Genomic DNA, 26,254 nt, shown 5'->3' with positions numbered 1-26,254 from the left:
CGTGCGCCGGGCCGCTCCCGCACCCCCCAGGAACCTGCGCGTGGAGCAGAAGAGACTCACTCACCTGCGGCTTCTGGACGCCGCCGTCGAGGTGTTCGCCGAGAAGTCGTTCCTGGACGCGCGGATGGAGGACATCGCGCGGGCGGCGGGCGTCACCCGGGCCACCGTCTACGCCCACTTCCCGGGCAAGGCCGACATCATCGACGCCCTCGTCGAGCGCGTGTACGCCCTGATGGAGGAGGCGTACACCGAACTGTCCGCCCTGCCCCGGTGGACCCGGACCGGCGTACGCGCCTGGCTCGACGACGCGCAGGCCCGCTGGGAGGAGATGGCGCCCATCCGCCGCGTCGCCAACTCGGCGGCCCCGGACGCGCTGCGCAGCCGCGAGGCCGGCCGCGTCCAGTACGTCGAGGCGCACGAGCGCTACGTCCGCCTGCTCGTCGAACCGGCGGAGCGCTGGCGGGGCGTCGACCCCGCGGAAGCCCGGCAACGGGCCCTGATGGCGGTACTCCAGACCGAGTCCTTCTTCTCCGCCTGGATCGCCGTCGGCTGGCCTCTCGACACCCCCGACCCCCTCCACCTGGTGGCCGACTCGCTCTGCCACCTCCTGGCCCCCGCCCTGCGGAACGACGCCACCACCCCCTGACCCCACCCGCCACCGGGAGTCACCGGGCGTCACCGGAGGGCGGCCGGCCGCGCCGTGTGCCTATGGTGAGCACGTGACGGGCGTTTCCCCGTGGACTTCCCCGTGGGCGCGGGTGCGCCACAGGCTCCGGGTGCAGGGACCGATGGCGGCCCGGATTCTGGTGATCACGGTGCTCTGCTGGCAGACGGCCCTGTGGGCCGGTGCCGATCAGCCGCCGGTGTTCGCCGCCATCGTCCCGCTCCTGTCCCTCCGCGGTGATTCCGCCTCCTCCCTGGCTGCACTGCTGCTCAGGATCCTCGGCGTGATGGCCGGGGTGGCCCTGGGCGTCACCGTGGTCCACTTCTTCCGGCCGAGCACGGCCGTCCTCGCCCTGGTGATAGCGCTGGCCCTGCTGTGCGGGACCGTCATCAGTTCAGGGACGGCACTGAACGTGCAGGTCGCGGTGACCTCGCTGCTGGTCTTCGCCAACCCCTCCCCGGATTCGTACGGCTTCGCCCGGTTGTGGGAGAACGCGCTGGGCGGCGCGGTCACCGCCGTCCTCGCTCCGGTGCTCTGGCCGCGCAACCCCCGCCGGGAGGCGGCGGCGCTGGCACGGGAGAGTGCGGGCGATCTGGCGGAGGGTCTCGTGCGCAGCACGCGCGCGATCGGGTCGCCGGACGCGGCACGCGCGAACCGGACGGCCGTTCAGGCGGAGGCGGACAGGCTGCGCCGCTACGGCGTCCAGGCGCGGGAGGCGGAACGGGCCATGCGGTTCAACCCGCTGCGGCGGCACCACCGGACCGACGTGACCGACCTGGGCGACCGGATCGACCGCGCCGCGCAGGCGGCGACCCATCTGCTGACCCTGGCCGCCGAGGTCGAGTCCGTCACCGTGCGCCACGGTCCCACGCCGACCCTCTCCCGGGCCCGGACCTCGCTCCTCCCGGTCGCCGAGGCCACCGGGCGCGCCCTGGAGGCACTCCTCACGGGGCGCGATCCCGGCGAGGACACGGCCGTCGCCCGCGCCGGACTGGCCCGGTACGCCAAGAGCGACACGGCACCTGTGGCCGTGCTGCTCCGCACCCCGTTCGCCAAGATCCTCGATCTCTGTGACGGTTCCCACAGCTGAAAGTTCCCGGAGCGGCAACACCGCGCGTCAACGAGCCGAGGCCCCGCGTGCGCCGTTCCTGTGACGGAGCCGTGCACGGCAATCTTCACAGGAAACTGATCAGTTGCGGAACCTCCGCTGTTACTTTCGCCTTCCCAACCCCCGGGCGGCCTTCTCCGCCCCCAACTGCCCACGCCCCCACGAACATTGGTACGAGACCCCTGTGCTCACTTCTCCCTCTGCCTTCCGCGCGAGCGGCCGCCACCGCAAACCGAGGCCGGTGAACCCGGCCCTTCGCCGGGCGGCCGTACTGGCGGTCGCCGTTCCCGTCGCCGGTACGATCCTGTCCGCTCCGTCCGCCTTCGCCGCCGACAAGGCCGTCTCCAAGACCGCCGCCACCGTGCTCGACCCGGCCGAGCAGAAGATCGCGGACAACCTGAACACCCGCAGCCAGGACACCCGCCTCGGCAGCACGCTCAGCGGTGTCGTCATCGACGCCGCGTCCCGCAAGACCGTCTGGGGCCACGACGCGACGACCGCGCTGATGCCCGCCTCCAACACCAAACTCGGCACCGCGACGGCCGCGTTGACCGTCCTCGGCCCCGACCACCGCTTCACCACGAAGGTGGTCTACGGCGACGGCACGCTCACCCTCGTCGGCGGCGGCGACCGCACCCTGACCACCGCGGACCTCACCGAGCTGGCGAAGACGGCCGTAGCGGGCCTGAAGAACGCGGGGCTCACCTCGGTACAGGTCCATGTCGACGACAGCCTGTTCCCCGAGCCCACCCTCGCGACCGGCTGGAACGACGGCTACTACCCCGACTCCATCGCGCCGGTACGGGCGTTGGTGGTCGACGGCAACCACGTGACGGACACCGCGCTGGACGCGGGCCAGGTCTTCGCCAAGGCCCTCGCCGACCAGGGCGTCACGGTCACCGGGGACGTCGCCCACGGGGTGGCCGCTTCGAACGACGTCCCCGTGGCCTCGCACCAGTCGGGCAAGCTGTCCGCCATCGTGAAGCAGATGCTCAAGGTGAGTGACAACGATATCGCCGAGACGCTGCTGCGGATGACCGCGCTGGAGTCCGGCCGCCCGGCCACCTTCGAGGACGGCGCGGCGGTCGTGCGCGAGGTGCTCGGCACCTACGGCATCTCGCTGACCAACTACGAGATCCACGACGGCAGCGGGCTCTCCCGTGCCAACCGCATCCCGGCGCAGACCATCGCCGACATCCTCGACCTGGCCGCCGACCCGCGCCACGCCCAGACCCTGAAGTACATCATCGACGGTCTGCCCGTCGCGGGCGAGGCGGGCTCCACGCTGGGCCCCGAGTGGGGCCGGTTCGACACGGCGGACTCGCAGTGCGCCGTCGGCAAGGTCAAGGCCAAGACCGGCACCCTGACCGGTGCGATCGCCCTGAGCGGGCTGACGAAGGCCCAGGACGGACGGTGGAAGGTCTTCTCCTTCATCGAGAACAACTCCACCGCCGCCGGGGCCGACATCAAGGACGCCCTGGACGGCCTCGCGGCCACGGTCAACGGCTGCTGGGCCTGACACCTCCACCGGAGTACGGCGGCCCGCCCGGCAAGCAACGGGCGGGCAAGCCGGACCGGGAAGACCGGGAAGGTCGTATCACCCGTTCGGCGGCCACAGCGTGCAGCCGGTCGCCGGAGCAAGAAGCCTAGGATCCGGGACCAGGGGGTGTACTCCACGACCTAAGGAGCCGGGATGGCGTGCCGCTCCGGCCGAACCCGTTGGCGACGTTTCGCCCTGATCCTGGTGCCGAGTCTCGCTGTCTGCGCCACTCTCGGGATCGCCATGTCGCAGGGGGTGCTGGCCGCCTCGTTCCTCATCTCCGGACAGCGGTTCCAGATCGCCGCGGACCGCTTCACCATCAACGGATTCAGCCTCTACAGCATGGTGGACGTCTCCAAGAAGGGCGAACACGTGCCGGTGTTCGTCACCGGGGCCCGCCAGGCGAGGATCAGCGCTCTCTGCCAGTCCGTACGGGTCGACGTGCCCGTGCTGGGCACGCAGACCCTGCGACTCGACGGCGGAGACGACAGCCCGGCCGAGGCGTCGAACCTGTTCATCGACTCGGTCTCCGAATCGGCCGGCGGGTCGCTCTTCAGGAACCTCGACGCCGGTATCGCCCAGGGCGAGATCACCAAGGGCCCCATCGATCCGGGCGACAGGCACTCACGGTCCTTCGACCCCAGCGGCTTCGGGCAGCAGGCCGAAACGGTCACGCTGACCGACGTGCGCGTGACCGCGGTCGCGGTCTCCGCCGGCACGTTCAGCATTCCCGGGCTGCGGGTGCGGATCGAGCCGGGCCGCCACGACTGCTTCTGACCCCGCCGCACCGCCGATCAGGACGCCAGACACGTGATCACCTTCTTCCCCGGCAGCCGACCCCGACCGCGACCCCGGCCGCGCGCCGCGGCGGCCCACGCCCGGGCCCGCTTCCGCACCTGGCGGGGTGAACGGCCCTTCTGGGCCGGGCTCTTCACCATGACCGCGGGTCTGCCCATCCTGTACTGGCCCTACGCGCACCTGGACCTGGGCGGCCTGCCGCTGGCCCTGTCGACCACCTCCGGTGCCGGATCCCTGGTCATCGGGGTCCTCCTCGTCGTTCTGGGGCTCAGCCTCTGGTACCGCCCCCACCAGCGCGTGTTCGCCGGGATCGCCACCCTCCTGCTCGCCCTCGTCTCCTTCCCCGTAGCGAACCTCGGCGGCCTCTTCCTCGGCGTGCTCACCGGCCTGACCGGCGGCGCCCTGGCCTGCTCCTGGATGCCGCCCCCGCCACCCCCGCCCGCGGAGCCGCCGACGGCGGAGGCGATCCACACCTCCACGGCCACGCCGCCGGAAGACAGCCGACACGTCGACTGACCACACCCGCAGATATGACGCACGTCACGGAGTGCCCTGGCATCGGGAGGCCGGGGCCCGACGTCCTCTTCTCCATGGCTCCAGGACAGGGGGCTCCAGGACAGAGTTCGCCCTGGCGATGATGATCTATCCGGGCACGATGCGCATGATGCAGCCGAGTACGACCGCCGCCACCCTGGCCCACACCGAGAAGCTGGAGACGCGGCCCCACCGGGGTTTCCAGGACGGGAACGACTTCCTGATGGCCTGGATGGTGGACGGCCTGTCCAGCGCGGAGGGCCGCAGGACCGCACCTGCCCGGAAACCTCGACGCCGTCGACGACTTCGTCTATCCCCTGGTCCTGCTGGCCACGTTCGGCGACCGCCTGCAGACCTCACTGGGCCTGCCCGGCACGAGCGAGCCCATGAAGATCGCCTGGCACCGCTGGGCACAGACCCTGTTCCGCCTCCTGGAGCGTGAGTCCGGGCCCCTGGCCGACGAGGCGTTCTCCGAGGACTGGAACGCGATGACCGAGTTCGCCGGGCCTTCGGCAGGGACGTGACCCGCTGTCTCGCCGGCGAGCGGGTCTGCCGGCTGCACCGCATCGGCTGGATGAGCCCCGGGCGCGAGCGCACCGTCCGCTTCTTCCTGAAGTCGGCCCTCCGCGCCCAGCCCCTGCTGCCCGACCACCGCACACCACTCCCCGGACGGCACGCGTGGACACCGGCCCGGAGAAGACCCGGGTCACCCCCGGACCGACGGCTGACCGCCCTCCCCTCCGCGGCGTCCTCGACCGACGTCCGTGTGAGCTGATCCGGGACATGAAAGGGGCGCCGAGACTTCCGGGATCACGCACTGTGTGGCCGTTGCCGCGATGTCACCCTTGCGCCTGCGGCACACGAAGCGTGGCCGTCGGGGGATCCGGGGGGCGGGCGAGCACGGTGGGGGACTTTCTGGGGGCGGTCACGGCGTATCCGACCGTGGTCTTCACCTTCGCGCTCGTCGTGGTGGCGGGCTACTGGCTGCTGGTACTCCTGGGAGGCGCCCACTTTCACGGGGCGCGCGGGGGACATCACGGCCATGGAGTCGGCGGGGGACATCACGGCCACGGGCCGGGCGCGGGACATCAGGGCCATGCGCCCGGCGCGGGGCAGCACGTCCACGCATACGGCGCGGCGCAACACGGCCACGCATACGTCAGCGGGCAGCAGGCCCACGGGCCGGGCGCAGGGCAGCACGGCCATGGATCGGGCGCAGGGCAAAACGGCCACGGGCCGGGCGTGGGACAGCACGGCCAGGCATCCGGTACCGGGCAGCACGGCCATGGTCCGGGCGCAGGGCAAGACGGCCACGCATACGGCGCTGGACAGCACGCCCACGGGTCGACCGCAGGGCAGCGCGGCCACGCGTCCCGTACCGGGCGGCACGGCCACGGGCGCGGTGGGGGGCGTCGCGGGCTCGGGGGGCTGCGGCGGGTGGTGGGGCTGGGCGGGGTGCCGGTCACCGTGGCGGTGTCGCTCGTGGTCGCCTTCGCCTGGTTCAGCGCGCTGACCGGCCGGGTGCTGGTCGGCAGTGGGGATCACGGGGCCCTGCTGCCGGTCGCCCTGGCCGGCGGATGGGCGGGGGCGCGGGTGCTTGCCTGGCCGCTGCGGCGGCTGACGCCCGCCCCCGCCCCGCCGCCGTCACGCCGGGACTTCGTCGGCCTCGGCTGCGTCATCCGCACCGGACGGGTCGGCCCCGACTTCGGGCAGGCCGAGGTGCACGCCGTCGACGGCTCCGCCGCGACGATCCAGGTCCGCCAGAGCCACGACGACGTGGCCGGGCCGGGCGGCGAACTGCGCGCCGGGGCGTCGGCACTCATCTACGACTACGACGCCGAGGGCGAGTTCTTCTGGGTCATGCCCGCCCCGCCGGTCACGGGCTGACCCCGCCCGAGCAGTCCCGTTCCACTCACACATCCACGGCAAGGTCGTCCAAGGGAACCGCCATGTCTGTCGTCACCATCGGAATCGGTGTGCTCGTCGCCGTCCTGCTGCTCATCGGCCTGGGCACGCTGCTGCTCTTCGGCCGGCTGTTCCGCAAGGTGGTCCAGGGCGAGGCCCTGATCGTCTCCAGGCCCAAGAGCGTCGACGTCACCTTCACCGGGGCCCTGGTGCTGCCCATGCTGCACCGCGCGGAGGTCATGGACATCTCGGTGAAGACCATCGAGATCACCCGGACCGGCCGCGAGGGCATGATCTGCCGGGACAACATCCGCGCCGACATCCAGATCACGTTCTTCGTTCGGGTCAACAAGACCGTGGAGGACGTCATCAAGGTGGCCCAGGCCATCGGCACCGAGCGGGCCAGCCACCAGGAGACCCTGCAGAACCTGTTCAGCGCGAAGTTCGCCGAGGCCCTGCGGACGGTCGGCAAGCAGCTCGACTTCGCCGACCTCTACACCAAGCGCGAGGAGTTCAGGGACCGGATCGTCGCGGCCATCGGCACCGACCTGAACGGCTACCACCTCGAGGACGCGGCGATCGACCACCTCGAACAGACCCCGCTGGAGCAGCTCGACGCGTCCAACATCCTCGACGCCCAGGGCATCCGGAAGATCACCGAGCTCACCGCCCTCGAGCACATCCGCACCAACGACTTCCAGCGCAACGAGGAGATGGAGATCACCCGCCAGGACGTGGACGCGCGCGAGGCCGTACTGGAGCTGGAACGGCGGCGCGCGGAGGCGGAGATCCGGCAGCGCAAGGGCATCGAGACCCTGCGGGCCCAGGAGGAGGCGGCCACCGCGCAGGTCCAGGAGGAGGAGCGGCTCAAGGCGCACAGCGCGCTGCTGCGGACCGAGGAACTCCTCGGCGTGCAGCGGGAGAACCAGCAGCGGGAGATCGCGGTCGCCGAGAAGAACCGGGAGCGGGTCCTCGCGGTGGAGGGCGAGCGCATCGAGAAGGACCGGCTGCTGGAGGTCGTCAACCGGGAGCGGGAGGTGGAACTCGCCCGCGCCGAGAAGGAGAAGCAGGTCGAGGTCGAGCGCCGGGGCGTGGCCGACGTCGTACGCGAGCGGGTCGCCGTCGAGCGCACGGTCGCGGAGCAGGAGGAGGAGATCAAGCGGGTCCGGGTCGTCCAGGAGGCCGAGCGCGGCCGGCAGACGGTCATCATCGCCGCCGAGGCCAAGGCGCAGGAGCAGCTGGTCAAGGACATCAAGGCGGCCGAGGCCGCCGAACAGGCCGCGCATCTGCGGGCGAAGGAGCAGCTGGTGCTGGCCGAGGCCGGGCAGAAGAGCGCGGAGCTGGAGGCCGCCGCCCAGGTGCGCCGGGCGGAGGGCGAGCGTGCCATGGCCGGGGCGGCCGGTCTGGCCCAGGCCGAGGTCGCGGAGCGCCAGGCCCTGGCCGAGGCGGCCGGTGTGCGGGCCCGGTTGGAGGGCGAGGCGGCCGGTCTGAAGGAGAAGGCGGCCGCCGTCGAGAAGGTCGGCCTGGCCGAGGCCGCCGTCGCCGAGAGCAAGGCGAACGCGGAGGCGGCGGGCATCCGCGAGCGGCTCCTGGGCGAGGCCGCCGGCCTCAAGGAGAAGGCGGCGGCGATGGCCGCGCTGGACGAGGTGTCCCGGGCGCACGAGGAGTTCCGGCTGCGCCTGGCCGCCGACAAGGAGGTCAGGATGGCCGCGCTGGAGGTCCAGCGGACGGTGGCCGAGGCGCAGGCGGCGGTGCTGGCCGCCGGCCTGGAGAGCGCCGACATCGACATCGTCGGCGGCGACAGCGTCTTCCTGGAACGGCTGGTCGGCGCGGTGTCCTTCGGCAAGTCCGTCGACGGCGCGGTACAGGGCTCGGAGACGGTACAGGCACTGGCCGCGGAGTGGCTGAGCGGAGAGAAGAGCTTCAGCGAGGACGCGACGGAGGTGCTGCGCAGCTTGGCGGCGGGCGGCCCGTGGAACCTGGCCATGCTGCTGAAGCTACTGAGCGGCGATCCAGTACAGCTTGCCAACGGTACGGCGAAGTAGGCGCGAGGGTCAGCGCCCCGAAAGGGGCGCGGGGCTGTATTTGACATGCGGCTACCGCCGCGTGCGCGCGACCAGCCACGACGGCGCCGCAGACAACCGAGGAGCAACCATGGGCGTCGAGAACGGCACCTACCAGATCCTGCGAGCACGCCTCACCGACCGCGCCGCGGAACTCGCCTGCCGAACCGCCGAGTTGAACTCCCGACGACAGGCGGCCTTCGGCTCACGCCCACTGGAGCTCACCGGCTCGGTGAAGCCCCGCACCGCCGGCGACGGAACCGCCCGCGGCATCGTCGCCGTACGCCCCGACGTCCTCCTCCTGGGGACCTCCGCCCCCGACCTCGCCGCCAGTCTCCTGTCGCTGCACGCCCCGGACGGTTCGCCGCTGGCCCCGGACCACGTCCCCGGTCTGCTCGACGACGACCGTTTCCACCGCGACCTCGCCGAACTCCTGCGCTACTTCCGCGACGCCCGCCTCGCCGATCTGCTGCGCACGCCGTCGGGGCGGCTGCTCGCGGTGTTCCGCACCGGTGAGAACGACGGTGATCTACGGGTCCTGAGCTGGCGGTCGGGGCCGGACCGGGTCGAGTACCTGGGCAACCACGGCGAACGCGACCTCCCGCAGCCGTCCGCCTCCGAGCTGCCGTGGACGCCGACCGGCCGCGAGAACCACGCGGGCGGCCGGATCCTGATCGAGGGCGGCGAGGGCGCCGTGTCGGTCGCCACCACCGGCGGCAGCCTCACCGTCCACGCCGTCCCCGGCGACCGCCCGCTGTTCCGGGAGCCGGTCGACGAGCCGCTGCAGAGCCTCGCGGACGCCACGGTCGGCTACGCGATGACCGGACCGCTGCTGCTCCTGCGGATCCGCCCCTACAACGAACCGGCCGACCGCTACCTGGTCGTCAACACCCGTACCGGCTCGGTCAGCCGCCAGGACTCGCTCGCCCGCGGCGCCCGGCTGCTCCCCGCCGAGCAGGGCCTGATCTTCCCCGGCGGCTACGAGCTGGCGGACGGCACCCACCGCGCCTTCCGCATCGACGACGGCGGCGACACCGGTACCGCCGACGACGAGCTGCACTTCGACGCCGTACTCCCCGCCCCCAACGGCGAGGACCTGCTCTACGTCCTGCGCCGCCCCGGCCGCTCCCAGGTCCTGCTGCTGCCCTGGAACACCGTCCGCCGGGAGGCCGCGAGCGCCCTGCACGCGGCCGCGCACACCCTCCTTCCCGACGGCACCCTCGTGCTGCTCAGACCGGACCGCGAGCCGGTGCGCACGCACGAACTCCAGCTGTGGCAGACCCCGTTCCAGTCCGCCGAGTACGCCGCCGCCCAGCCGGTGGGCGACGGCCCGCTGGAGCGGATCGGCAACGCCGACCTGGTGCGCGGCATCGCCGAATGCCTGGACGTGGTCCGTACGGCGGCCTCCGCCGCCCCGGAGAACTCGGCCACGGCCGCCCCGGAGCTGATCCTCGACGTCTGCGCCAAGGCGGCGGACCGGCACTACTGGCTCGCCGACACCGGCCTGCTGGAACCGCTGGCCGAACTGCGGGAGGCCGCCGAGCAGTTGGCCGCCGAGCAGGGCAGGATCCGGCAGCTCGCCGCCCGCGCCGCCCAGGAGCTGGACCGGGCGCGCGAGGAGGCCGCCGGGCTGGTGCGCCGTTCCCGTGGCGAACCACCCTCCGACGCGGACGGCTGGACCGCGCTGCTCGCCGAACTCCGCCGGGCCCAGGGCCGTACCCGCACCCTGCGCGAGCTGCCGCAGCTCGACACGGCCGCGCTGGACCGCATCGAGGCCGACCTGGCCGAGGAGCTCACGGCGGCGACCGGGCGCGCCTTCGCGTTCTTCGCCGGTCCCGACGCCTTCGCCGCTCCCCTCGCCGCCGCCCTGCGCACCGCCGAGGACGCCGCCTCGGTGGGCACCGCCGCCGAGGCGGAGCGGCTCGCCGACGGCCTCGGCGAGCAGGCGGACGCCCTGGCCACCGTCACCGACCTGGTCACCGGCACGGTCACCGCCGATCCGAGCGCGACGACCGCCGTGCTGCTGGCCGTCGGCGAGGTCCTGGCGGCGGTCAACCGCGCCCGCGCGGTCCTCGCGAACCGCCGCCGGGTCCTGCTGGACGCCGAGCACCGCGCCGCCCACGCCGCCGAGTCGGCCCTGCTCGCCCAGGCGACGACCGCCGCCCTGGCCGCCGCCGGCTCCCCCGCCGCCTGTGACGACCAACTCGCCCGGCTGCTGCTGCGGTTGGACGCGCTGGAGGCCCGTTTCGCCGAGGCCGAGGACCTCGCCGCCGACCTGGCCCTGCGCCGCGAGGAGATCCGGCAGGCGTTCGCCGCCCGGCGCCAGACCCTGCTGGACGAGGCCGCCGCCCGCGCCGACCGGGTCGCCGCCTCCGCGCAGCGGGCCCTGGAGGCGCTGCGCCGCAGGCTCGCCGGGCTCGGCTCGGCGGCGGACATCCACGCCGCGCGCGCCGCCGACCCGATGGCGCTGCGCGTCCGGGCCGCCGCCGGGGAACTGCGCGGCCTCGACGACCAGGTGCGCGCCCAGGAGCTGGCGGACGGCCTGCTCGACGCCGTCCGCACCGCCCTGCGCGAGCTGCGCGACCGGGCCGATCTGACCGAGGACGGCGGGGCCGCCGTACGGCTGGGGCGGCACCGGTTCGCCGTCCGCCGTGAACCGGTGGAACTCACCCTGCAGCCGGACGGCGACGGGCTCGCCTTCGCCGTCACCGGGACGGGTTACCGCAGGTCGGCCGAGCTCCCCGAGCTGCTGTCCGGACGCGAGTTCTGGACGCAGCCCCTGGTCAGCGAGTCGCCGGCGCTCTACCGCGCCGAGTATCTGGCCGCCTCGCTGCTCCCCACGGCCACCGCCGAGGAGCCGCTGCTCGACCAGGTCCGCCGCGCGGCCGAGAGCGCCTACGACGAGGGCTACGAGCGCGGCGTCCACGACCACGACGCCGCCGCCGTCCTCGGCGCGCTGCTGCGGCTGCGGGCCGGTGCGGGTCTGCTGGAGCACCCCGCCGACGTGCGCGCCACCGCCCAGCTGTTCTGGGCACACGCCCCGACCGACGCCCAGCGGGCCGCCTGGCGGCGCCGTGCCCGCTCGCTGGCGCTGGCCCGTACCCGCTTCGGGCCCGCCGGCACCGCACCGGCGACCGCCTGGTCCGAGCTGGCGGCCGAACTCTCCGCCGCGGTGGCCGGGTTCACCGCCTCCGCCGGGCTGCCGCCTGCGGCAGGCGCGGGCGAGTACCTGGTGGCCGAACTCGCCGACCCGCACGAGGGATTCGCCACCGGCACCGCCGTACGCACCCTCCTCGACGGCTTCCTTCACACGGACGCCGCCCCCGCCCTCACCGCGGACCTGGCCGCCCTCGGCGCCGACCTGCCCGCGCGCCGCCAGCTCGCCGCCGCCTGGCTGGGGTCGTACGCCACCGCCCACGCGGAGGGCGAGGGCGTGCCGGAGGCGGTGGCCCAGCTGTGCGCTCCCGAGCTGCCGCGTTACGAGATCACCGGGTCCGTCGCGGAGACCGTCGACGGCCTCCTCGGCGTCCACCCGCGGGTCCACGAGGGCCGGCTGACCGTGCGCATCGACGAACTTCCGTACCGGGCCAGGGTGTTCCGGGAGGAGCGGGCCCCCGCCTTCCGCGCCTTCCAGCGGCGGCGCGCGGACGTCCTGGCCGCCGAGCGGGCCCGGCTGCGCCTGGACGACCACCGGCCCCGGCCGCTCGCCGGCTTCGTCCGCAACCAGCTCATCGACCGGGTCTACCTGCCCCTCGTCGGCGACAACCTGGCCAGGCAGCTCGGCACCCTCGATCCCACGGGACCGGCCGACCGCAGTGGCCTGCTGCTGCTCCTGTCCCCGCCCGGCTACGGCAAGACGACCCTGCTGGAGTACGTCGCCGACCGGCTCGGCCTGCTCATGGTCCGCGTCGACGGCCCCGCGCTCGGCACCGGCACCACCTCGCTCGACCCCGGCCGCGCCCCCGACGCGGCCGCCCGGCGCGAGGTCGAGAAGATCGTGTTCGCGCTGGAGGCGGGCAGCAACGTGCTGCTGTACCTGGACGACATCCAGCACGTCTGTGCCGAACTCCTCCAGAAGTTCGTCCCGTTGTGCGACGCGCAGCGCCGGATCGAGGCCGTCGGCGACGGTGTCGCCCGCAGCTTCGACCTGCGCGGGCGCCGCTTCGCGGTCTGCCTCGCGGGCAACCCGTACACCGCGAACGGGCACCGCTTCCAGATCCCCGACATGCTCGCCAACCGTGCCGACGTCTGGAACCTCGGCGAGGTGCTCGGCGGGCACGAGGACCTGTTCGCCCTCTCCTTCCTGGAGAACGCCCTCGCCGCCAACCCCGTGCTCGCCCCGCTCGCCGGGGCCGACCCGGCCGACCTGCGCCTGCTGGTCGCCCTCGCCGACAGTGACCCGGGTGCCCAGGCCGACCAACTCAGCCACCCCGTAGAGGACTTGGACCGGGTGCTGGCCACCCTCACCCGGCTGCGCGCCGTCCAGCGGACGGTCCTGGCCGTCAACCGCGCCTACATCGCCTCCGCCGCCCAGGAGGTCGCCGACCGCCGCGAACCGCCGTTCCTGCTCCAGGGCTCGTACCGCACCATGGCGCAGCTCGCCGCCCGGATCGACCCCGTGCAGAGCGACGCCGAGGTGGAGACCCTGCTCGACGACCACTACCTCGCCGAGGCACGGACCCTGGGCAGCGCGGCCGAGGCCAACCTGCTGAAACTCGCCCTGCTCCGGGGGCGGGCCACCCCCGGACAGAGCGCCCGCTGGCAGGCGTTGTGCGCGGCCTACCCCTCCTCCGGCCCATCCTGATCCGGCCACCCCAGCAGCCGTGCGCCGAACACCGCCGTCTCCAGGGTGTAGCGCTGCAGCGCGTCGTCCGGATCGAGACCCGTGAGCCGTACGACGTGGGCGATGCGGTACGCCAGCGCGCGGACGCTCAGCCCGAGGTGCCGGGCCGCCTCCGCCGCGACATAGCGCGAATCGGCGTACGCGGCCAGCGTCTCCAGCAGTGGCCGGGCCCCGCCGCGCGCCGTCCGCAGCGGGCCCAGCACCCCGTGCACCAGCTCCGCCAGTGCCTCCCGGTCGCGCAGCAGCACCGGCAGGACCAGCAGGTCGGCCGCGTGCAACAACGGTCCGGGCAGCCCCAGTTGGGCCGCGTGCTCCAACGCGTTCCGGGCCTCCTCGTAGGAGCGCACGACCCCGCCGGGCCCGCTGTGCGGACGGCCCACGACGACCCGCCGACCCTGGGTCAGCTCCGCGAACGCCCTGACCGCCGCGGCCTCGCCGGGGCCGGACGGCACGATGCACACCAGCCGCCCGTGCTTCACGGCCAGCAGGATCTCCTGCTCGCCGAAGCGGCCGAGCAGCCGCCGCTCCAGCGTCCGTACCAGCGGGTCCTCCAGGTCGTAGCCGTCGCCCTCGGCGACCGCGACGACATGCGCGCAGGCGAGGTTGAGCCCGAAGCGCTCGGCGTGCTCGGCCAGCCGGCCCAGGTCGCTGCGGCTGCTCAGCAGGTCCGCGACGAACTCCCGCCGCCCGGCCTCCTCCCGGTGCAGCCGCTCCCGGTACGCCCGCCCGTGCCCCGCGGCGAGCGCGGCCACCGCCGCCCGCAGCGCCGTCATCGACGCGGCGTCGACCGGCTGCCCCTCCCAGACCCTGCCGGTCACGGACAGCCGCTCGTCGACCAGTTCGGCGAGCCCCCGCCCCTCCTCGGCGGCCCGGTCGCCGTACTCGCGCAGCGACTCCAGCTCCGCGCGCCGTAGCCGCCGGCCGCTCCGCGCCACGTCCTCCAGCAGCAGCGCCCAGGCATCGTCGTCGGACGAAGCAGACATACCCGTGGCCGCTCCGACAGTAGCCAACTCCCTTTTCCTCCCCCACCCCACGTCAGCGACGCGTCAGCGTACGCCGAGTGGCGTGCACCCGACATAGGGAGGGCCCGTTCCACCTGCGGAGAGGGCAAGATCGTGCTTCTGGCCGCCCAGGGTGGGAAGCCCGATGGGTGTAGTGCGCTACACCATGGGTCCGGGTGGCGGCTCCCTCGTGGCGGAGGGCGCCGGACGGAATCGTGGACAGCGGATCGAAGAGATCCGGAAATCCCGCTCCGTCCCGCCTGCGTCTCCCCTGGAAGGCCGTTTCCGTGAACCCCGTGAAGCCCGTCACCTCCCCCGTCGCCGCCGTCAAGAAGTTCGTCGCCGACGTCCTCCTGTGGAGCACCTTCGCCGTCGGTCTCGCCGCGAGCGCGGGCGCGGGTGCCGTCGTCGACGGCGACCAGAAGAACATCGTCGCCGGTGTCGGAGGCGTCGTCGCGCTGCTCGCCGGCTCGCGGATCGCGAAGAAGCCGAAGATCAAGGCGTTCCTGGGCCGCCCGGGCACGCTCTGGTTCCTGTTCCTCTTCAACGGCGCCGCCGCCGTGGGCATGTACTTCGCCATGGACGGGGTGAAGGGCATCATCGGCGCGGCCTGCATGGGTCTGGTCTCCCTGGGCGCGGCGGGCGGTCTGGTCACGAGCCGCCGCCAGCAGGGTGAAGCGGTCTCGCAGACGCGCTGACTCCACCGCACGAAGGGGCCGGGACCGCAGCGCGGTCCCGGCCCCTTGTGGTGTCACGGGGTCACTGGACGGTGGCCTTGCTCTGCACGAGGTACGCCTGGCCCGAGGCGGGCTTGATCGTGGTGGAGCTGGTCTTCACGGTGGCGTTGCGGACCGTGAGGCCGGTCTTGGAGCTGATCGAGACCGAGCTCAGGGTCAGTCCGGTGATGGGCCGCTCGGGGACGCCGACGATCCGGCCCGCATCGGTGGCGCCGGTCGCGGTGATGCCGGAGATCGTGATGTCGTGGTAGTTCGGAGTGGTGCTGGTGATCGCCTGGGCGGCTTCGCCGTCGGCGGGGATCGTCGGGTAGTAGCCGACGATCTGGATGGGCTCCGTCACGTCCGTCATCTTGAGGTTCTTGTACGTGATGTCGTGGACCTCACCGCCACGCCCGCGCGCGGTCTTGATCCGGACGCCCGTGCCGGTGCCGTTGAGGGTGTTGTCGTGGATGTCGATGTTGTAGACGCCGCCCCCGGTGTAGCTGCCGATGGACAGCCCGTGGCCGTGCAGGATCATGCAGTTGCTCAGGGAGATGTCGTGGGCCGGTCCGCCCTGCGGCGAGGAGTCGATGGCGATGTCGTCGTCACCCGCGTCGATGGTGCTGTTGGTCACCGCGACCTTGGACGACGACCAGACGTCGATCCCGTCGGTGTTGGGCGAGTCCGCCGGCGACGAGATCGTGATCTTGTCGATGGCGGCGCCGGTGACCTTCTTCAGGGTGATGTGGACGTTGGGGGCGTTCTTCAGCGTGATCCCGGTGATCTTCAGGTTGGAGGCGTCACCGATGTCGATCAGGCCGGGCCGGGGCGACAGCGTCGCCTTGCCCGCCGCCTTCTCGGACTTGATCAGGGACCACCAGGGAGCGCCCTGGCCGTCGATGGTGCCCGCGCCGGAGACGGTGAGGTTCTTCGCGCCGGACACCGCGGACAGCAGCGGGGTGAGCTTCGTTCCCGAGTTGGCGTAGTCCGCGGCGTTCTGCGAGGCGAGCAGGGTCGCTCCGGAGTCGAGGGCGAAGGTCATGTCGCTGCGCAGGGTCAGCGGGCCCGAGAGGTACTTTCCGCTGGTCAGCTCCACGGTGCCCTTGCCCGCGCAGGCGTCGATCGCCTTCTGCAGGGCGGCGGTGTCCTTCGTCGTGCCGTCGGCCTTCGCCCCGTAGGCGGTGGGCTTGCAGACGGTGCCGGACGTCGTGCCCGCCGTGGTGGCGGAAGCGGTGGCGGCGGCCGTGGCCGTGGCGATCGGGTTCCAGCCGTCCGAGCCGGCCAGGTACTTCTCCGGGGTGTAGGCCGCCGCCTGGGAGTCGCTCAGCTGCGGCCGGTTGGAGTTGGCCGTGGCGCCGGCACCGGTGTTCCTGTACTCGCTGAAGCGGGCGTTCTTCCAGGTCGCGCCGGACATGTCCGTCCAGGGCTGGGCGGTGTTGATGAACGACCCGATGGCGGACTCGCGGTAGGTCACCTGCGCGCCCTGCCGCCACGGGCGGCCGAGGTTGGTCGTGCCCGCCTTTCCGGCGCCCGTGATGTCCGACTTGTAGAACAGGTATCCGTACGTGCGGGTCGTCGGCGTGCTGGCGGCGGTGAGGAACCCGCCGCTGCCCAGCTGGTGGATCTCGGACCGGTCGAAGACCGCGGTCCCGCCGCCGAAGATGAAGTCGACGGTCCCGGCCACGTAGGACTTCTGGAAGTAGGCCCGTGCGGAGTCGTTGACCAGCAGGGTGTCCTGGAGGCCGAGGATCCGCACGTTCGTGAGGACCGCCCGGTCGGCGGACAGGTTCAGCGCCACCGCCTGGCTGACGGCGGTGGTCCCCCCGGCGCCGAGGTCGTTGGAGATGGTCAGGTTCGACGCCGTGAAGTCGTGGCCGTCGACGAACGCGGTCGCGCTGCCGAAGGTCCCGTACGTCGTCCCGTCCGCCTTCTTGGTGGAGGCCCCGTGGTTCTCCACCAGCACGACGTCGGAGGCGGTGGCGCCCAGACCCTTGAGCGTGACGTAGGGCTTGTTGCCCGGGACCGTGAAGACGCCCCGGTAGGTGCCCTTCTTGACGGCGATGGTCACCGGCTTGGTGTTGTTCGCCGGGACCTTGTCGATCGCGGCCTGGACGGTGCGGACGTCACCGCTGCCGTCGGCCGCCACCGTGATGGTCGTACCCGAGGCCGCCGCCGCGGGCGACGCCGAGGGCGCGCTGCTCGCCGTGCCGGAGGCGCCGCCGACCGCGGTCAGCGTCCAGCGCTTGTTGCTGTTGGCGGTGCAGGTCTCCTGGACGACGGCGGCACCGGCCGCGGTGCTCGCCCCCGCGTCGCTGACGCACAGGCCGTTGCCCGCGTTGACGATCTGGTACGTGTCGTCCCGGGCCTGCTTCAGCGTCCACAGCTGGTTGTCCTGGCCGCTCGCGCAGCCCCACTGCTGGAGGCGCGTCCCGGAGGCGGTGGAGGCACTGGGCACGTCCAGGCACAGCCCGCTGGCCACGGACTTGACGGCGAACCTGCCCGAGCCCCGGTCGACCAGGGTCCACTGCTGGTTGCTCTGCCCCGCGCCACAGCCCCACTGCTGGACCAGCGTGCCGGGGGACTTGCCGCTCCCGACGAGGTCCATGCACTGGCCGCTCCTGGCGACCTTCAGGGTGTACGTGCCCGCCTTGACGCCGGCCGCCTGGTCGCCCGAGCTCGTTGCGACGGTGGCCGCCGTGGCGACACCGCCCAGGACTAGGAGGACCGCCACTCCGGCCGGCGCCGCGATACGCCACCGGGGCGCCTTGCTCCGGGCCCGTCTGCCGCGACTTTGGTACATGCCGTTCGGTTTCCTTTCTCCGCTGTCATGACGGAGACGGCCCACCTCAGGAGTCCATAACAAGTCTTCGCGCACCGATTTCGCGCGGGCAGCCCGCCCTTGGCGCGTCCGGCACCGCGTGCCATCATGACCGCCTCCGCCGAGCGGTGACTTTTTCGCGATGACTCTGTGAGGATGCTTTGCGCAAGGCTTCGGCGCCGCCCCCGGCGGCCGGCACGGCTGCGCGGCTGACGGGAACCGACCTGGTCAACGCCGCCCGAGCCGGTGACCCCCACGCCCAGGCGGCCCTGTTCGACGCGTATCTGCCCCTGGTCTACAACGTGATCGGGCGTGGCCTGCAGGGCCACCCGGACGTCGACGACGTCGTCCAGGAGACCATGCTGCGCGCGCTGCGGGCGCTCCCCCGGCTGCGGGAACCCGAGCGGTTCCGGTCCTGGATCGTGGCCATCGCGGTCCGGCAGATGCACGACCACGGACGGCGGCAGAAGGCCGCCCTGCACCGCCAGCAGGCGCTGCCCGACGCGGACGACGTCCCCGACGCCTCCGCCGACTTCACCGAACTCGCCGTCGACCGGCAGACGTTGGCGCGCGCGGGCAGCGATCTGCTGGAGGCCGGCCGCTGGCTCAACGACGACCAGCGCCGGACGATGGCCCTGTGGTGGCAGGAGGCCGCGGGCCAGCTGAGCCGCCAGGAGGTCGCCGACGCCCTGGACCTGAGCGTCGCGCACACCGCGGTCCGCATCCAGCGGATGAAGGCCAAGCTCCAGCTCGCCATGGGCGTGCTCACCGCGTGGCGGGCCCGGCCGCGCTGCCCGGAACTGGCCGGTCTGGCGGACGCGCCCGGAGCGCGGGTGCTGGCCAGGCTCGGCCGCCATGTGACGGACTGCCCGCGCTGCCGGGCGGCGGTCAGCTCCTGGAACTCCGTCGACGACCTGCCCATCCGGCTCGGCGGACTGGCGGTCCCCATCGGGCTCACGGCGGGCATCCCGGCCCTGGTCGCCCGGCACGGCACCGCCCACGGCCTGCTGTCCTCGCTGTGGCACGGCCTCCACCACGGTGTGGGCCGGCTGGTCCCGGCCAAGTCCGCCGCGGTCGTCGGCGCCACGGTGACCCTGACCGCCGTCGCCACCCTCGCGATCCACTCCTACCTCCCCCACCCGCACGCCACTCCGGGGGCGCGCGGCCCGGCCCCGGCCCCGGCCGCGAGCGCCACCCACCCCTCGGCGTCCCGGCCGGCGCCGTCCGCCACCCCGACGGCGGCCGCCCGCACCTACTCCGGCGTCGCGACCGCCGACTACTACGTCGCCCCCGACGGGAACGACGGCAACCCCGGCACCCTGGCCCGCCCGTTCGCCACGGTGACCCGGGCCGCCGCCGAGGCCCGCCCCGGTCAGACGGTCGCCCTCCGCGGCGGCACCTACCGCCCGGCCGGCCCGGTCACCCTCAAGACGTCCGGTACGGCGGCCCGTCGTATCACCGTCAGCAACTACCGTGACGAACGGCCCGTGTTCGACGGCTCCCGGCTCCCGTCCGGCAGCTGGTTCCTCACCCAGAGCGGCGCGTACACGACGGTCCGGGGCCTGGAGATCGTCAACGCCCCCGATGTCGCCTACGCGTGCGGCTCCTGCCACGACAACGTCTTCGCCCGCCTGAGCGTCCACGCCAACGGCCGGATCGGACTGCTGCTCAACGGCACCGGAACACAGGACAACCAGGTGCTCGACAGCGACTTCTTCGACAACCACGAGTCCGGGTCCAAGGGCGGATACGCCGACGGTCTGCTCTTCCAGGACGGCTCCGGCACGGGCAACCGGATCCAGGGATGCCGCAGTTACGACAACTCCGGTGACGGCATCGACATCAGCAGCTTCACCGGTGCCGTCACCGTCGACCACACCTGGTCGTTCGGCAACGGCGTCAACCGCTGGGGCATCGCGGACTTCTCCGGCGGGGGCAGCGGATTCAAACTCGGCGGCGCCGCGACGGCCGGGACCGCCCAGACCGCCACGGACAGCGCCGCCTGGGACAACGCCGGCTTCGGCTTCACCGAGGTGGGCAGCGCGGGAGCGCCACGGCTGACCCGTGACACGGCCTACCGCAACGGCGCGGCGGGCTTCGCCTTCGTGAACTCCGCCGCGACGCTCCAGTACGACCTCGCCCTGGCGAACCACCCCGACTCGTGGCTCGGCACCCGGGCCCGGCACACCGGCAACTCCTGGGACCAGCAGGGCTGGACGACGACGGACCTGCGCCTCACCGGCGCCTCGAAGACGACCGCCCCACGCGGCCAGGACGGAAGCCTGCCGTCCACGCCGTTCCTGAGCAACACCCGTGACTCCGCGATCGGGGCCGGGATGTCCTGACCGGCGCCTCCTACCCGTCGTCCGTGTCGCGGTCGTCCTCGAAGACGAAGAGCGGTTTGGTGCCATGAGCGGGCGCTTCGGCGAGCGAGATTGCTTCCGTGAAGCGTTCGAGCGGGAACGGGCGGCCCCGGGGGATGCCCAGTACGCCGTCGGCGACGAGACCGCGCACCCGGGCCAGCGCGCGCTGCGCGTCCTCGGGTGCGGCGGTACCGAACCAGCGGTTCAGCCAGAAGCCGCGGACCGCCTTGGTCCCGTAGATGACCGAGCGTGCCTGCAGCGGGATCGTCAGCGCCGCCGGATCGGTCTGCCGGTGGGTGGAGAGCGCGCCGTAGACCACGAGCTCTCCTCCCGGGGCCATGGACTGGGACACCTGGGCGCCCACGGGGCCCGCGACGCAGTCGACGGCCTTGCGCACGCCGGCCGGTCCCGCGATCTCGGCCACCCGCCGCACCAGATCCTCGTCCTCGGTGCAGATGACCTCGTCACCGCCGAACGCCCTGATCTCCTCGACGGCGGCGCGTCGCCGTACGACATTGATCGTGCGGATGCCCAGATGCCCGCACAGCTGGATGACGAGCCGGCCGACGGTGGAGCCCGCGGCCGTCTGCAGCAGCCATTCACCGGGCCGGACATCGAGTTCGCGCGTCACGAGGAGCAGCGCGGTCAACGGGTTGACGGCGAGCTGACAGGCGCTGGAGTCGCTCAGCCGGTCGGGGACCGGCAGCAGCCGTCGGGCATCGGCGACCAGGTATTCCTGCCAGGTGCCGGCCACGGGCGGCCCGGGCACCGCCGGGACGGCGGCGACCACCACGCGGTCGCCGATCTTCAGCCCCCCGGTGTCCGGCCCCAGGGCCTGGACAGTCCCCACGCATTCCATGTGACCCCCGACAGCGGGGAACTCGGGGGAGAATCCGTAGCGGCCGCGCAGCACATGCAGATCACTGGCGTGAATCGGAGTCGCCCGCACCCGGATCAGCGCCTGACCGGCGTCCGGTGTGGGCACGGGCCGGGTTTCCAGCCGCAGCACATCGGCGGGTTCGCCGACGCCCGCGGCCACGAGCGCGCGCATGGATCGAGGCATGAGCAGCCTTTCGTCTGACAGCGGTTCAGCGGTTCCAGTACTGGGCGAGGGCCCCTTCCCGGTACGGGGCGGGGCTGACGCTGAGGTCGCCGGCGAAGGGCCGGTCCAGGACGAAGACCAGGAGCAGGCTGAAGCCGACGAGTCCGGCGACCGAGGCGACGAACAGGATCTGGACCCGCAGTTTGCGCATGCCGTAGAGGAACGTGAGCGGCACGAGGACGAGGGCCCCGCCGAAGGCCAGGGCCTGGAGCAGCACGGGAAGTTCCTGGCGTGCCATGGTGATGCGGGCGCGGCGCTGGGAGGCGACGTCGTCGAGATGGCCGACGGCCTGCTGGTAGAAGACCTGCTCCTGCTGGCTTTTCGGGTCGTACGTCTGGAGCACCTGGAAGGCGTCCTGGAGGTGGGTCTCCGTGGCCCCGTAACTCGGGTGCCCGGCGCGCATCCGGGGCCACTGGTCCTCGACCACGGCGTGGACGTAGCCGTTGACGGTGGCGTCGAGGCGGGCCCGCACCGCCGCCGGGAACGCGGCGGCGTCACGGGTGATGAGCGCCGCGTCGGTGGCCTCGGAGGAGACGATGGTCTGGGTGTCCTCCAGCTGCGTCCACAGGGTGACGATCACGAACGCGAGGATGATGCCGTAGATGGCGCCGAACATCCCCAGCGTCACGCCGACCATGTCGTTGTGCTCCCCGCGGGCCAGCGACGGGTACCTGCGGCGCATCAGCACACTGCCGGCGACGGCCAGGAGGACGGTCCCGCCGACGGTGACGACGGCAAGCGTGAAGGTGCTGAAGTGGTTGAGCAGCCAGAGCGACATGTGCGCGGAGTCTAGGCCGGACAGAGCACCCCAAAACCACCGCTTCGCAGGCCATCGCGGGGGTACGGGAGCAAGTTCACACCACCGGGTGAAAGCCGGGGCGAGAACTCGGGCGGGAACCCTGGCGTGAACTTCTTTGTCACAGCTTGATCGGGCGCACCTCCTCCCCCGGATCTGCCATGCCCGCGTCATGACTACGATGGGCCGACTCGGGGGTTCCAAGGGGGAGTTGATGATGGTGCGACGAAGATCGCTGGCCTTCGCCGGTGTGGCCGCGCTGGTCCCGCTGGTCGCTTCGGCCGTTTCCGCGCAGGCGGCGTCGGCCTCACTGACCGTCACCACGCTGGGGCGGCACGGCGCCAAGGTCTCGACGACGGTCACCGTCGTCAACGCGTCGTCCGGCCAGACGTACAGCGTGAAGTCGGGCAAGCGGCTCAGCCTGCCGTCGGGGCGCTACATCGCGATGACCGACATCTACGAGAGCGCCACGGACGGTCTGGGCACCGACACCATCGGCGCGCAGGTCGTGCAGGTGTCGGGGAACAAGTCCGTGACGATCGACGCGCGCAAGGGCAAGGCCGTCAAGGTGTCGCTCGACACCCCCGCCGACGTGACCGGCCCGCCGCGGATCAGCGCGCAGGTGTGCGCCGCCAACATGGACATGCCCTCCGCCTACAGCGCGGGCGGCTGGAACGACGAGGGGGCCCTCTACGCCATCCCGAACTCCTCCAAGCTGCTCCAGTTCGGGTACCTGGCGCAGTGGTCGGGCAACGACAACTACGTCGCCGTGAAGAAGACCACGGGCATCCCGGCGGCACCCGGCGGGTCGTACAAGCGGTCCGGCCTCGCGACGATGCGCTTCTCGGTGCGCAGCGGAACGGAGATGGGCAGCCAGGTCGACACCGCGCTCCAGGCGGCGCCGAAGACCGACGACTGCACGACCGACCTGATGGCCGGGGTGCGCGACGAGAACGCCCCGTACAGCGCCACCGTCCATCTGACTCCCGGGACCTGGCAGCCGCGCGACGACATCTTCGGCAGCAACGGCGACGACGTCAGCGGCGGCTTCCCGAAGCTGAGGACGCTGACGGCGGGGCAGAGCTTCACCCAGTCCTTCGGCCGGGCCGCGTGGGGACCGATGAGCTACCTGCCGACGCTCGGGCAGAAGAGCGTCGGCTTCCTTCCGGACGCCCTGATCGGCGACCTCGACATCGGCGGCGGCTGGGGGGACGTGACGAAGGAGACGGTGGTCCTGTCCAAGGGCGGCACCACCGTCAAGAAGCAGACCCTGACCAACTGGCGCACCGGCGACGCCCAGTTCTCCGCCGGCATCCGCTCGGCCGGCTGGTACCGCCTGACCGTCGACGCCCACCGCTACCGTCCGGGCATCACCTTCCCCGCCGGCATGCTGTCGCCCCGCGTCACCCTCGACTGGCACTTCAAGGTGGCCGACCCGGCCCGGGCGATGGTCGCGCCCGTCTTCCTGACCCGCTTCCTGCCCACCGGGCTGAACAGCCACAACCAGGCCGCGCCGAGCAGCACCACGACGGTCGACGTGACCGCCGGGCGCAGCTCCCAGGGCCCCGACGCGAAGCTCACCAAGGTGACCGCCAAGTCCGTCAAGGTCTGGTCGTCCGCCGACGGCGGCAAGACCTGGAAGGCTGCGACCGTCAAGCGCTCCGGCTCGGCCTGGCAGGCATCCGTCCACAACCCGGCCTCAGGCGCCGTCGCCCTGCGCTCCGAGGTGACCGACGCCGCCGGGGACCGCTCGGTGGAGACGGTGTACCGGGCGTACGCCATCGGCTGAGGCCGCTGTCACCGTCGCGGCGGAGGCGTCAGTCCTTGTGGTCGGGGGCGATGCGGTCGACGAGCCGGAGCAGCGCCGACCAGGCGAGGTCGTAGGCCCTGTCGTCCTGGAGGTCGGAGTCGTGGGACTCACCGCCCAGCTGGCGGGCGGTGAGCTCACAGGTCTCGGGGTCCGGGAGGACCAGCTTCGCGCCCCCGGCCGCGGCGGCGGTCTGGATCTCGCAGGCCTTGTCCAGGTAGTACATGCGCAGGAACGCCTGGGCGGGGGTCTCGCCGACGGTCAGCAGGCCGTGGTTGCGCAGGATCATCGCCGGGTGGCCGCCGAGGTCGCGCCTGCCGTAGAACTCCGTGACTCCTCCACCCCGTAAACGGGGTGGCTTCTCGTTACGCCGCCTCGGCGTAACGATGGACCAGCCCGGCCCGTAGAACGTTGAGTGCTCCCACTGTGTCGGCGTGCGCCGTGTGGCCGCAGCTGACGCACTGGAACTTCTCCTGTGTGGGCCGATTCTCCATGGCGGTGTGCCCGCATTCGGGGCACTCACGAGAGGTGTTGCGGGGGTCCACGGCGATCACTTCCCGTCCGGCACTCTCAGCCTTGGCGCGCAGGATCGTCAGGAACACCCCCCAACCGGCATCGTTGATCGACCTGTTGAGCCCGGCCTTGGCAGCGGACCCGTTGGGCAGGAAGCCGCCCGGCTTGTCGGGGTCGGGCTTCGACGTGGGGGCCTTGCTCATGTTGCGGATCTTCAGGTCTTCGTGCGCGATGAAGTCATGCTCACGGACCAGACCGAGCGCGGTCTTGTGTGCGTGGTCGAGCCGCTGACGGCGGACTTTGCCGTGCAGCGTGGCAACCTTCTCCACAGCCCGCCGGTGGTTGGCGGTGCGGTCCTTGGCCTTGCAGCGCGGGAACCGGGACAGGGCTTGCTGTGCGGCTTCGAGCTTCGCGGCGGCCTTGCGCCCGTGTCGCGGGTTGGGGACGAAGCCGCCGTCGGAGTCGGCGAGGAAGCTGGCGATGCCCAGGTCGATCCCGGCCACGGATCCGGTCGCGGGCAGCGGCTCGGGCCGTGCCTGCTCGGCGGTCAGCACGACGAACCACTTACGGCCCTCGCGCCTGACGCTGACGGTCTTGACCTTGCCGGGCACCGGCCGGTGCTGGTTGACCTTGACATGCCCGACGCCTTGCAGGCGGACCCGGGTGACCGGGTCGTGCGGGGTGGAGTCCCAGCGGCAGCCGTCGCCGTCCTTGGGGAAGTCGACCGTGTCGAACCAGTTCACTCCGCGAAAGCGCGGGTAGCCGGGTGTGTCACCGGACTTGATGCGGCGGAAGAACGCGGCGAACGCCTTGTCCAGGCGCCGGAGCGTCGCCTGCTGGCTGGAGAAGGACCAGCGGCCCTGGCGTTCCGGGTCGAACGCCCGGATCTCCTTGAGCTGCGCTGACTGCGTGCCGTACGTGACGCTCGTCTTCGACACGTGGCGGTAGGCGTCGCGGCGTTCCTGCAACGCGCCGTTGTAGAGCGAGCAGTGATCGGCCAGCATCTCGCGAAGAACCTGGTCCTGACGGACGGTGGGCCGCAGAAGGAACTTGTACGCACGGATCATCCAGCCCACCCCCTCCAGTTCGAACCAGCCTCGATTTTATCATTGGTTCATGTCACCACGCTGGGAACCAGATCCCGATGTACGGCGCGGCCGTCACGTCGTCCACCACCTGCATGTGCACTTGGTGTTCGTCACTAAGCACCGGAGGAATGTCTTCAACGACGCCATGCTGACGCGCTGCGAAGAGATCATGCGGAAGGTGTGCGAGGACTTCGAGGCCGACCTGATCGAGTTCAACGGCGAGGAGGACCACGTGCACCTACTGGTGCACTACCCGCCGAAGATCGCCTTGTCGAACCTCGTCAACAGCCTCAAGGGAGTGTCATCGCGCCGGTTGCGGCAGGAGTTCACCGGCCGGGTGAACCGGGCGATCATGCACGGCCGGTTCTGGTCCGGTTCCTACTTCGCCGGCTCATGCGGTGGAGCGCCGCTCCAGGTGGTCAAGGACTACATCGAGAACCAGAAGCGGCCGGGCTGAGCGCGGGCCGCTGGCGAAGCATTCCGGAGCGATGGAGATCTGGTCAAGCGGGAGCAGGCCCTCCTCCTGGGCGGCGACCGCGCAGCCCGCCCTGGTGTGGATCGCGCCGTGGATGACGAAACCGGCATCTTGTTCGCC

19 protein-coding genes and 1 pseudogene are annotated in these 26,254 nt (G+C 72.2%); 14 read left to right on the top strand and 6 right to left on the bottom strand.

Translation table 11 applies throughout. The annotated features are described in order from the left end of the window. The first annotated feature begins 40 nt into the window (after positions 1-40). The 10 genes from AB0D85_RS48125 to AB0D85_RS48080 all read left to right on the top strand — a co-directional run bounded on the left by AB0D85_RS48125 (position 41) and on the right by AB0D85_RS48080 (position 13,416). Positions 41-646 carry a helix-turn-helix domain-containing protein gene (locus AB0D85_RS48125; protein WP_362336570.1) on the top strand — a complete coding sequence of 202 codons (606 nt, stop codon included), beginning with the start codon at positions 41-43 and terminating at the stop codon, positions 644-646. A gap of 142 nt (positions 647-788) precedes the next feature. Next, complete coding sequence (locus AB0D85_RS48120) at positions 789-1,754, top strand: FUSC family protein (protein WP_362336567.1); 966 nt, start codon at positions 789-791, stop codon at positions 1,752-1,754. 259 nt (positions 1,755-2,013) lie between these two features. Then, on the top strand, positions 2,014-3,291 hold the full coding sequence (gene dacB / locus AB0D85_RS48115) for a D-alanyl-D-alanine carboxypeptidase/D-alanyl-D-alanine-endopeptidase (RefSeq protein WP_362336564.1): 1,278 nt from the start codon (positions 2,014-2,016) through the stop codon (positions 3,289-3,291). Positions 3,292-3,516: 225 nt separating this feature from the next. Then, on the top strand, positions 3,517-4,089 hold the full coding sequence (locus AB0D85_RS48110) for a DUF6230 family protein (RefSeq protein ID WP_362336561.1): 573 nt from the start codon (positions 3,517-3,519) through the stop codon (positions 4,087-4,089). A 36-nt stretch (positions 4,090-4,125) separates the two neighbouring features. Beyond that, the gene (locus AB0D85_RS48105) at positions 4,126-4,626 is read left to right on the top strand and encodes a DUF6114 domain-containing protein (RefSeq protein WP_362336658.1); all 501 of its coding nucleotides are present in this window, start codon (positions 4,126-4,128) and stop codon (positions 4,624-4,626) included. 404 nt (positions 4,627-5,030) lie between these two features. Then, a complete protein-coding gene (locus tag AB0D85_RS48100) occupies positions 5,031-5,168 on the top strand; it encodes a hypothetical protein (protein ID WP_362336558.1) in 138 nt (45 codons plus the stop codon). Then, entirely contained in the window at positions 5,165-5,419 is a 255-nt protein-coding gene (locus tag AB0D85_RS48095) for a hypothetical protein (protein WP_362336555.1), read from the top strand. Before AB0D85_RS48100 ends, AB0D85_RS48095 begins: the two co-directional genes overlap by 4 nt. A 662-nt stretch (positions 5,420-6,081) precedes the next feature. Beyond that, on the top strand, positions 6,082-6,531 hold the full coding sequence (locus AB0D85_RS48090; protein ID WP_362336552.1) for a hypothetical protein: 450 nt from the start codon (positions 6,082-6,084) through the stop codon (positions 6,529-6,531). Between the two features lie 62 nt (positions 6,532-6,593). Then, positions 6,594-8,594: an SPFH domain-containing protein gene (locus tag AB0D85_RS48085; RefSeq protein ID WP_362336549.1), complete on the top strand. Its 2,001-nt coding sequence runs from the start codon at positions 6,594-6,596 to the stop codon at positions 8,592-8,594. Between the two features lie 109 nt (positions 8,595-8,703). Further along, positions 8,704-13,416, top strand: coding sequence for a DNA repair ATPase (locus AB0D85_RS48080; RefSeq protein WP_362336546.1), 4,713 nt, complete (start codon positions 8,704-8,706; stop codon positions 13,414-13,416). On the opposite strand, the gene AB0D85_RS48075 is transcribed toward AB0D85_RS48080, so the two are convergent. Continuing rightward, positions 13,392-14,438 (bottom strand): helix-turn-helix domain-containing protein, encoded by a 1,047-nt coding sequence (locus AB0D85_RS48075; protein ID WP_362336543.1) that lies wholly within the window; start codon positions 14,436-14,438, stop codon positions 13,392-13,394. The genes AB0D85_RS48080 and AB0D85_RS48075 overlap by 25 nt on opposite strands. Positions 14,439-14,752: 314 nt before the next feature. Between AB0D85_RS48075 and AB0D85_RS48070 the strand changes: the two genes are divergently transcribed. Beyond that, positions 14,753-15,154: a hypothetical protein gene (locus AB0D85_RS48070; RefSeq protein ID WP_362336540.1), complete on the top strand. Its 402-nt coding sequence runs from the start codon at positions 14,753-14,755 to the stop codon at positions 15,152-15,154. Positions 15,155-15,215: 61 nt separating this feature from the next. On the opposite strand, the gene AB0D85_RS48065 is transcribed toward AB0D85_RS48070, so the two are convergent. Next, positions 15,216-17,972, bottom strand: a complete 2,757-nt coding sequence (locus tag AB0D85_RS48065) for a pectinesterase family protein (protein WP_362336537.1) — start codon at positions 17,970-17,972, stop codon at positions 15,216-15,218. A gap of 179 nt (positions 17,973-18,151) precedes the next feature. Between AB0D85_RS48065 and AB0D85_RS48060 the strand changes: the two genes are divergently transcribed. Then, positions 18,152-20,335 (top strand): sigma-70 family RNA polymerase sigma factor, encoded by a 2,184-nt coding sequence (locus AB0D85_RS48060; RefSeq protein WP_362336535.1) that lies wholly within the window; start codon positions 18,152-18,154, stop codon positions 20,333-20,335. Positions 20,336-20,345: 10 nt separating this feature from the next. On the opposite strand, the gene AB0D85_RS48055 is transcribed toward AB0D85_RS48060, so the two are convergent. Beyond that, the gene (locus AB0D85_RS48055) at positions 20,346-21,404 is read right to left on the bottom strand and encodes a zinc-dependent alcohol dehydrogenase family protein (protein ID WP_362336532.1); all 1,059 of its coding nucleotides are present in this window, start codon (positions 21,402-21,404) and stop codon (positions 20,346-20,348) included. Positions 21,405-21,441: 37 nt separating this feature from the next. Continuing rightward, positions 21,442-22,233, bottom strand: coding sequence for a DUF4239 domain-containing protein (locus tag AB0D85_RS48050; protein WP_362336529.1), 792 nt, complete (start codon positions 22,231-22,233; stop codon positions 21,442-21,444). Positions 22,234-22,468: 235 nt separating this feature from the next. Between AB0D85_RS48050 and AB0D85_RS48045 the strand changes: the two genes are divergently transcribed. Beyond that, positions 22,469-24,040: a hypothetical protein gene (locus AB0D85_RS48045; protein WP_362336526.1), complete on the top strand. Its 1,572-nt coding sequence runs from the start codon at positions 22,469-22,471 to the stop codon at positions 24,038-24,040. Positions 24,041-24,068: 28 nt separating this feature from the next. Here the strand turns inward: AB0D85_RS48045 and AB0D85_RS48040 are convergent, their stop codons facing one another. Both AB0D85_RS48040 and AB0D85_RS48035 read right to left on the bottom strand, forming a co-directional pair. Next, on the bottom strand, positions 24,069-24,581 hold the full coding sequence (locus tag AB0D85_RS48040; protein ID WP_362336523.1) for a class II aldolase/adducin family protein: 513 nt from the start codon (positions 24,579-24,581) through the stop codon (positions 24,069-24,071). Then, a pseudogene (locus AB0D85_RS48035) lies at positions 24,472-25,638 on the bottom strand (transposase); the annotation flags it as partial. The gene AB0D85_RS48040 and the pseudogene AB0D85_RS48035, both read right to left, overlap by 110 nt. A gap of 49 nt (positions 25,639-25,687) precedes the next feature. On the opposite strand from AB0D85_RS48035, the gene tnpA reads away from it, so the two are divergent. After that, a complete protein-coding gene (gene tnpA, locus AB0D85_RS48030) occupies positions 25,688-26,116 on the top strand; it encodes an IS200/IS605 family transposase (protein WP_362336520.1) in 429 nt (142 codons plus the stop codon). Positions 26,117-26,254: the final 138 nt, after the last annotated feature.

Origin of the sequence: Streptomyces sp. NPDC048277, assembly GCF_040652235.1 — a bacterium.
In the GTDB taxonomy this organism is placed as follows: Bacteria; Actinomycetota; Actinomycetes; order Streptomycetales; family Streptomycetaceae; genus Streptomyces.
The sequence above is the reverse complement of the archived record's forward strand: the minus strand, read 5'-3'. Positions and strand labels throughout refer to the sequence as shown.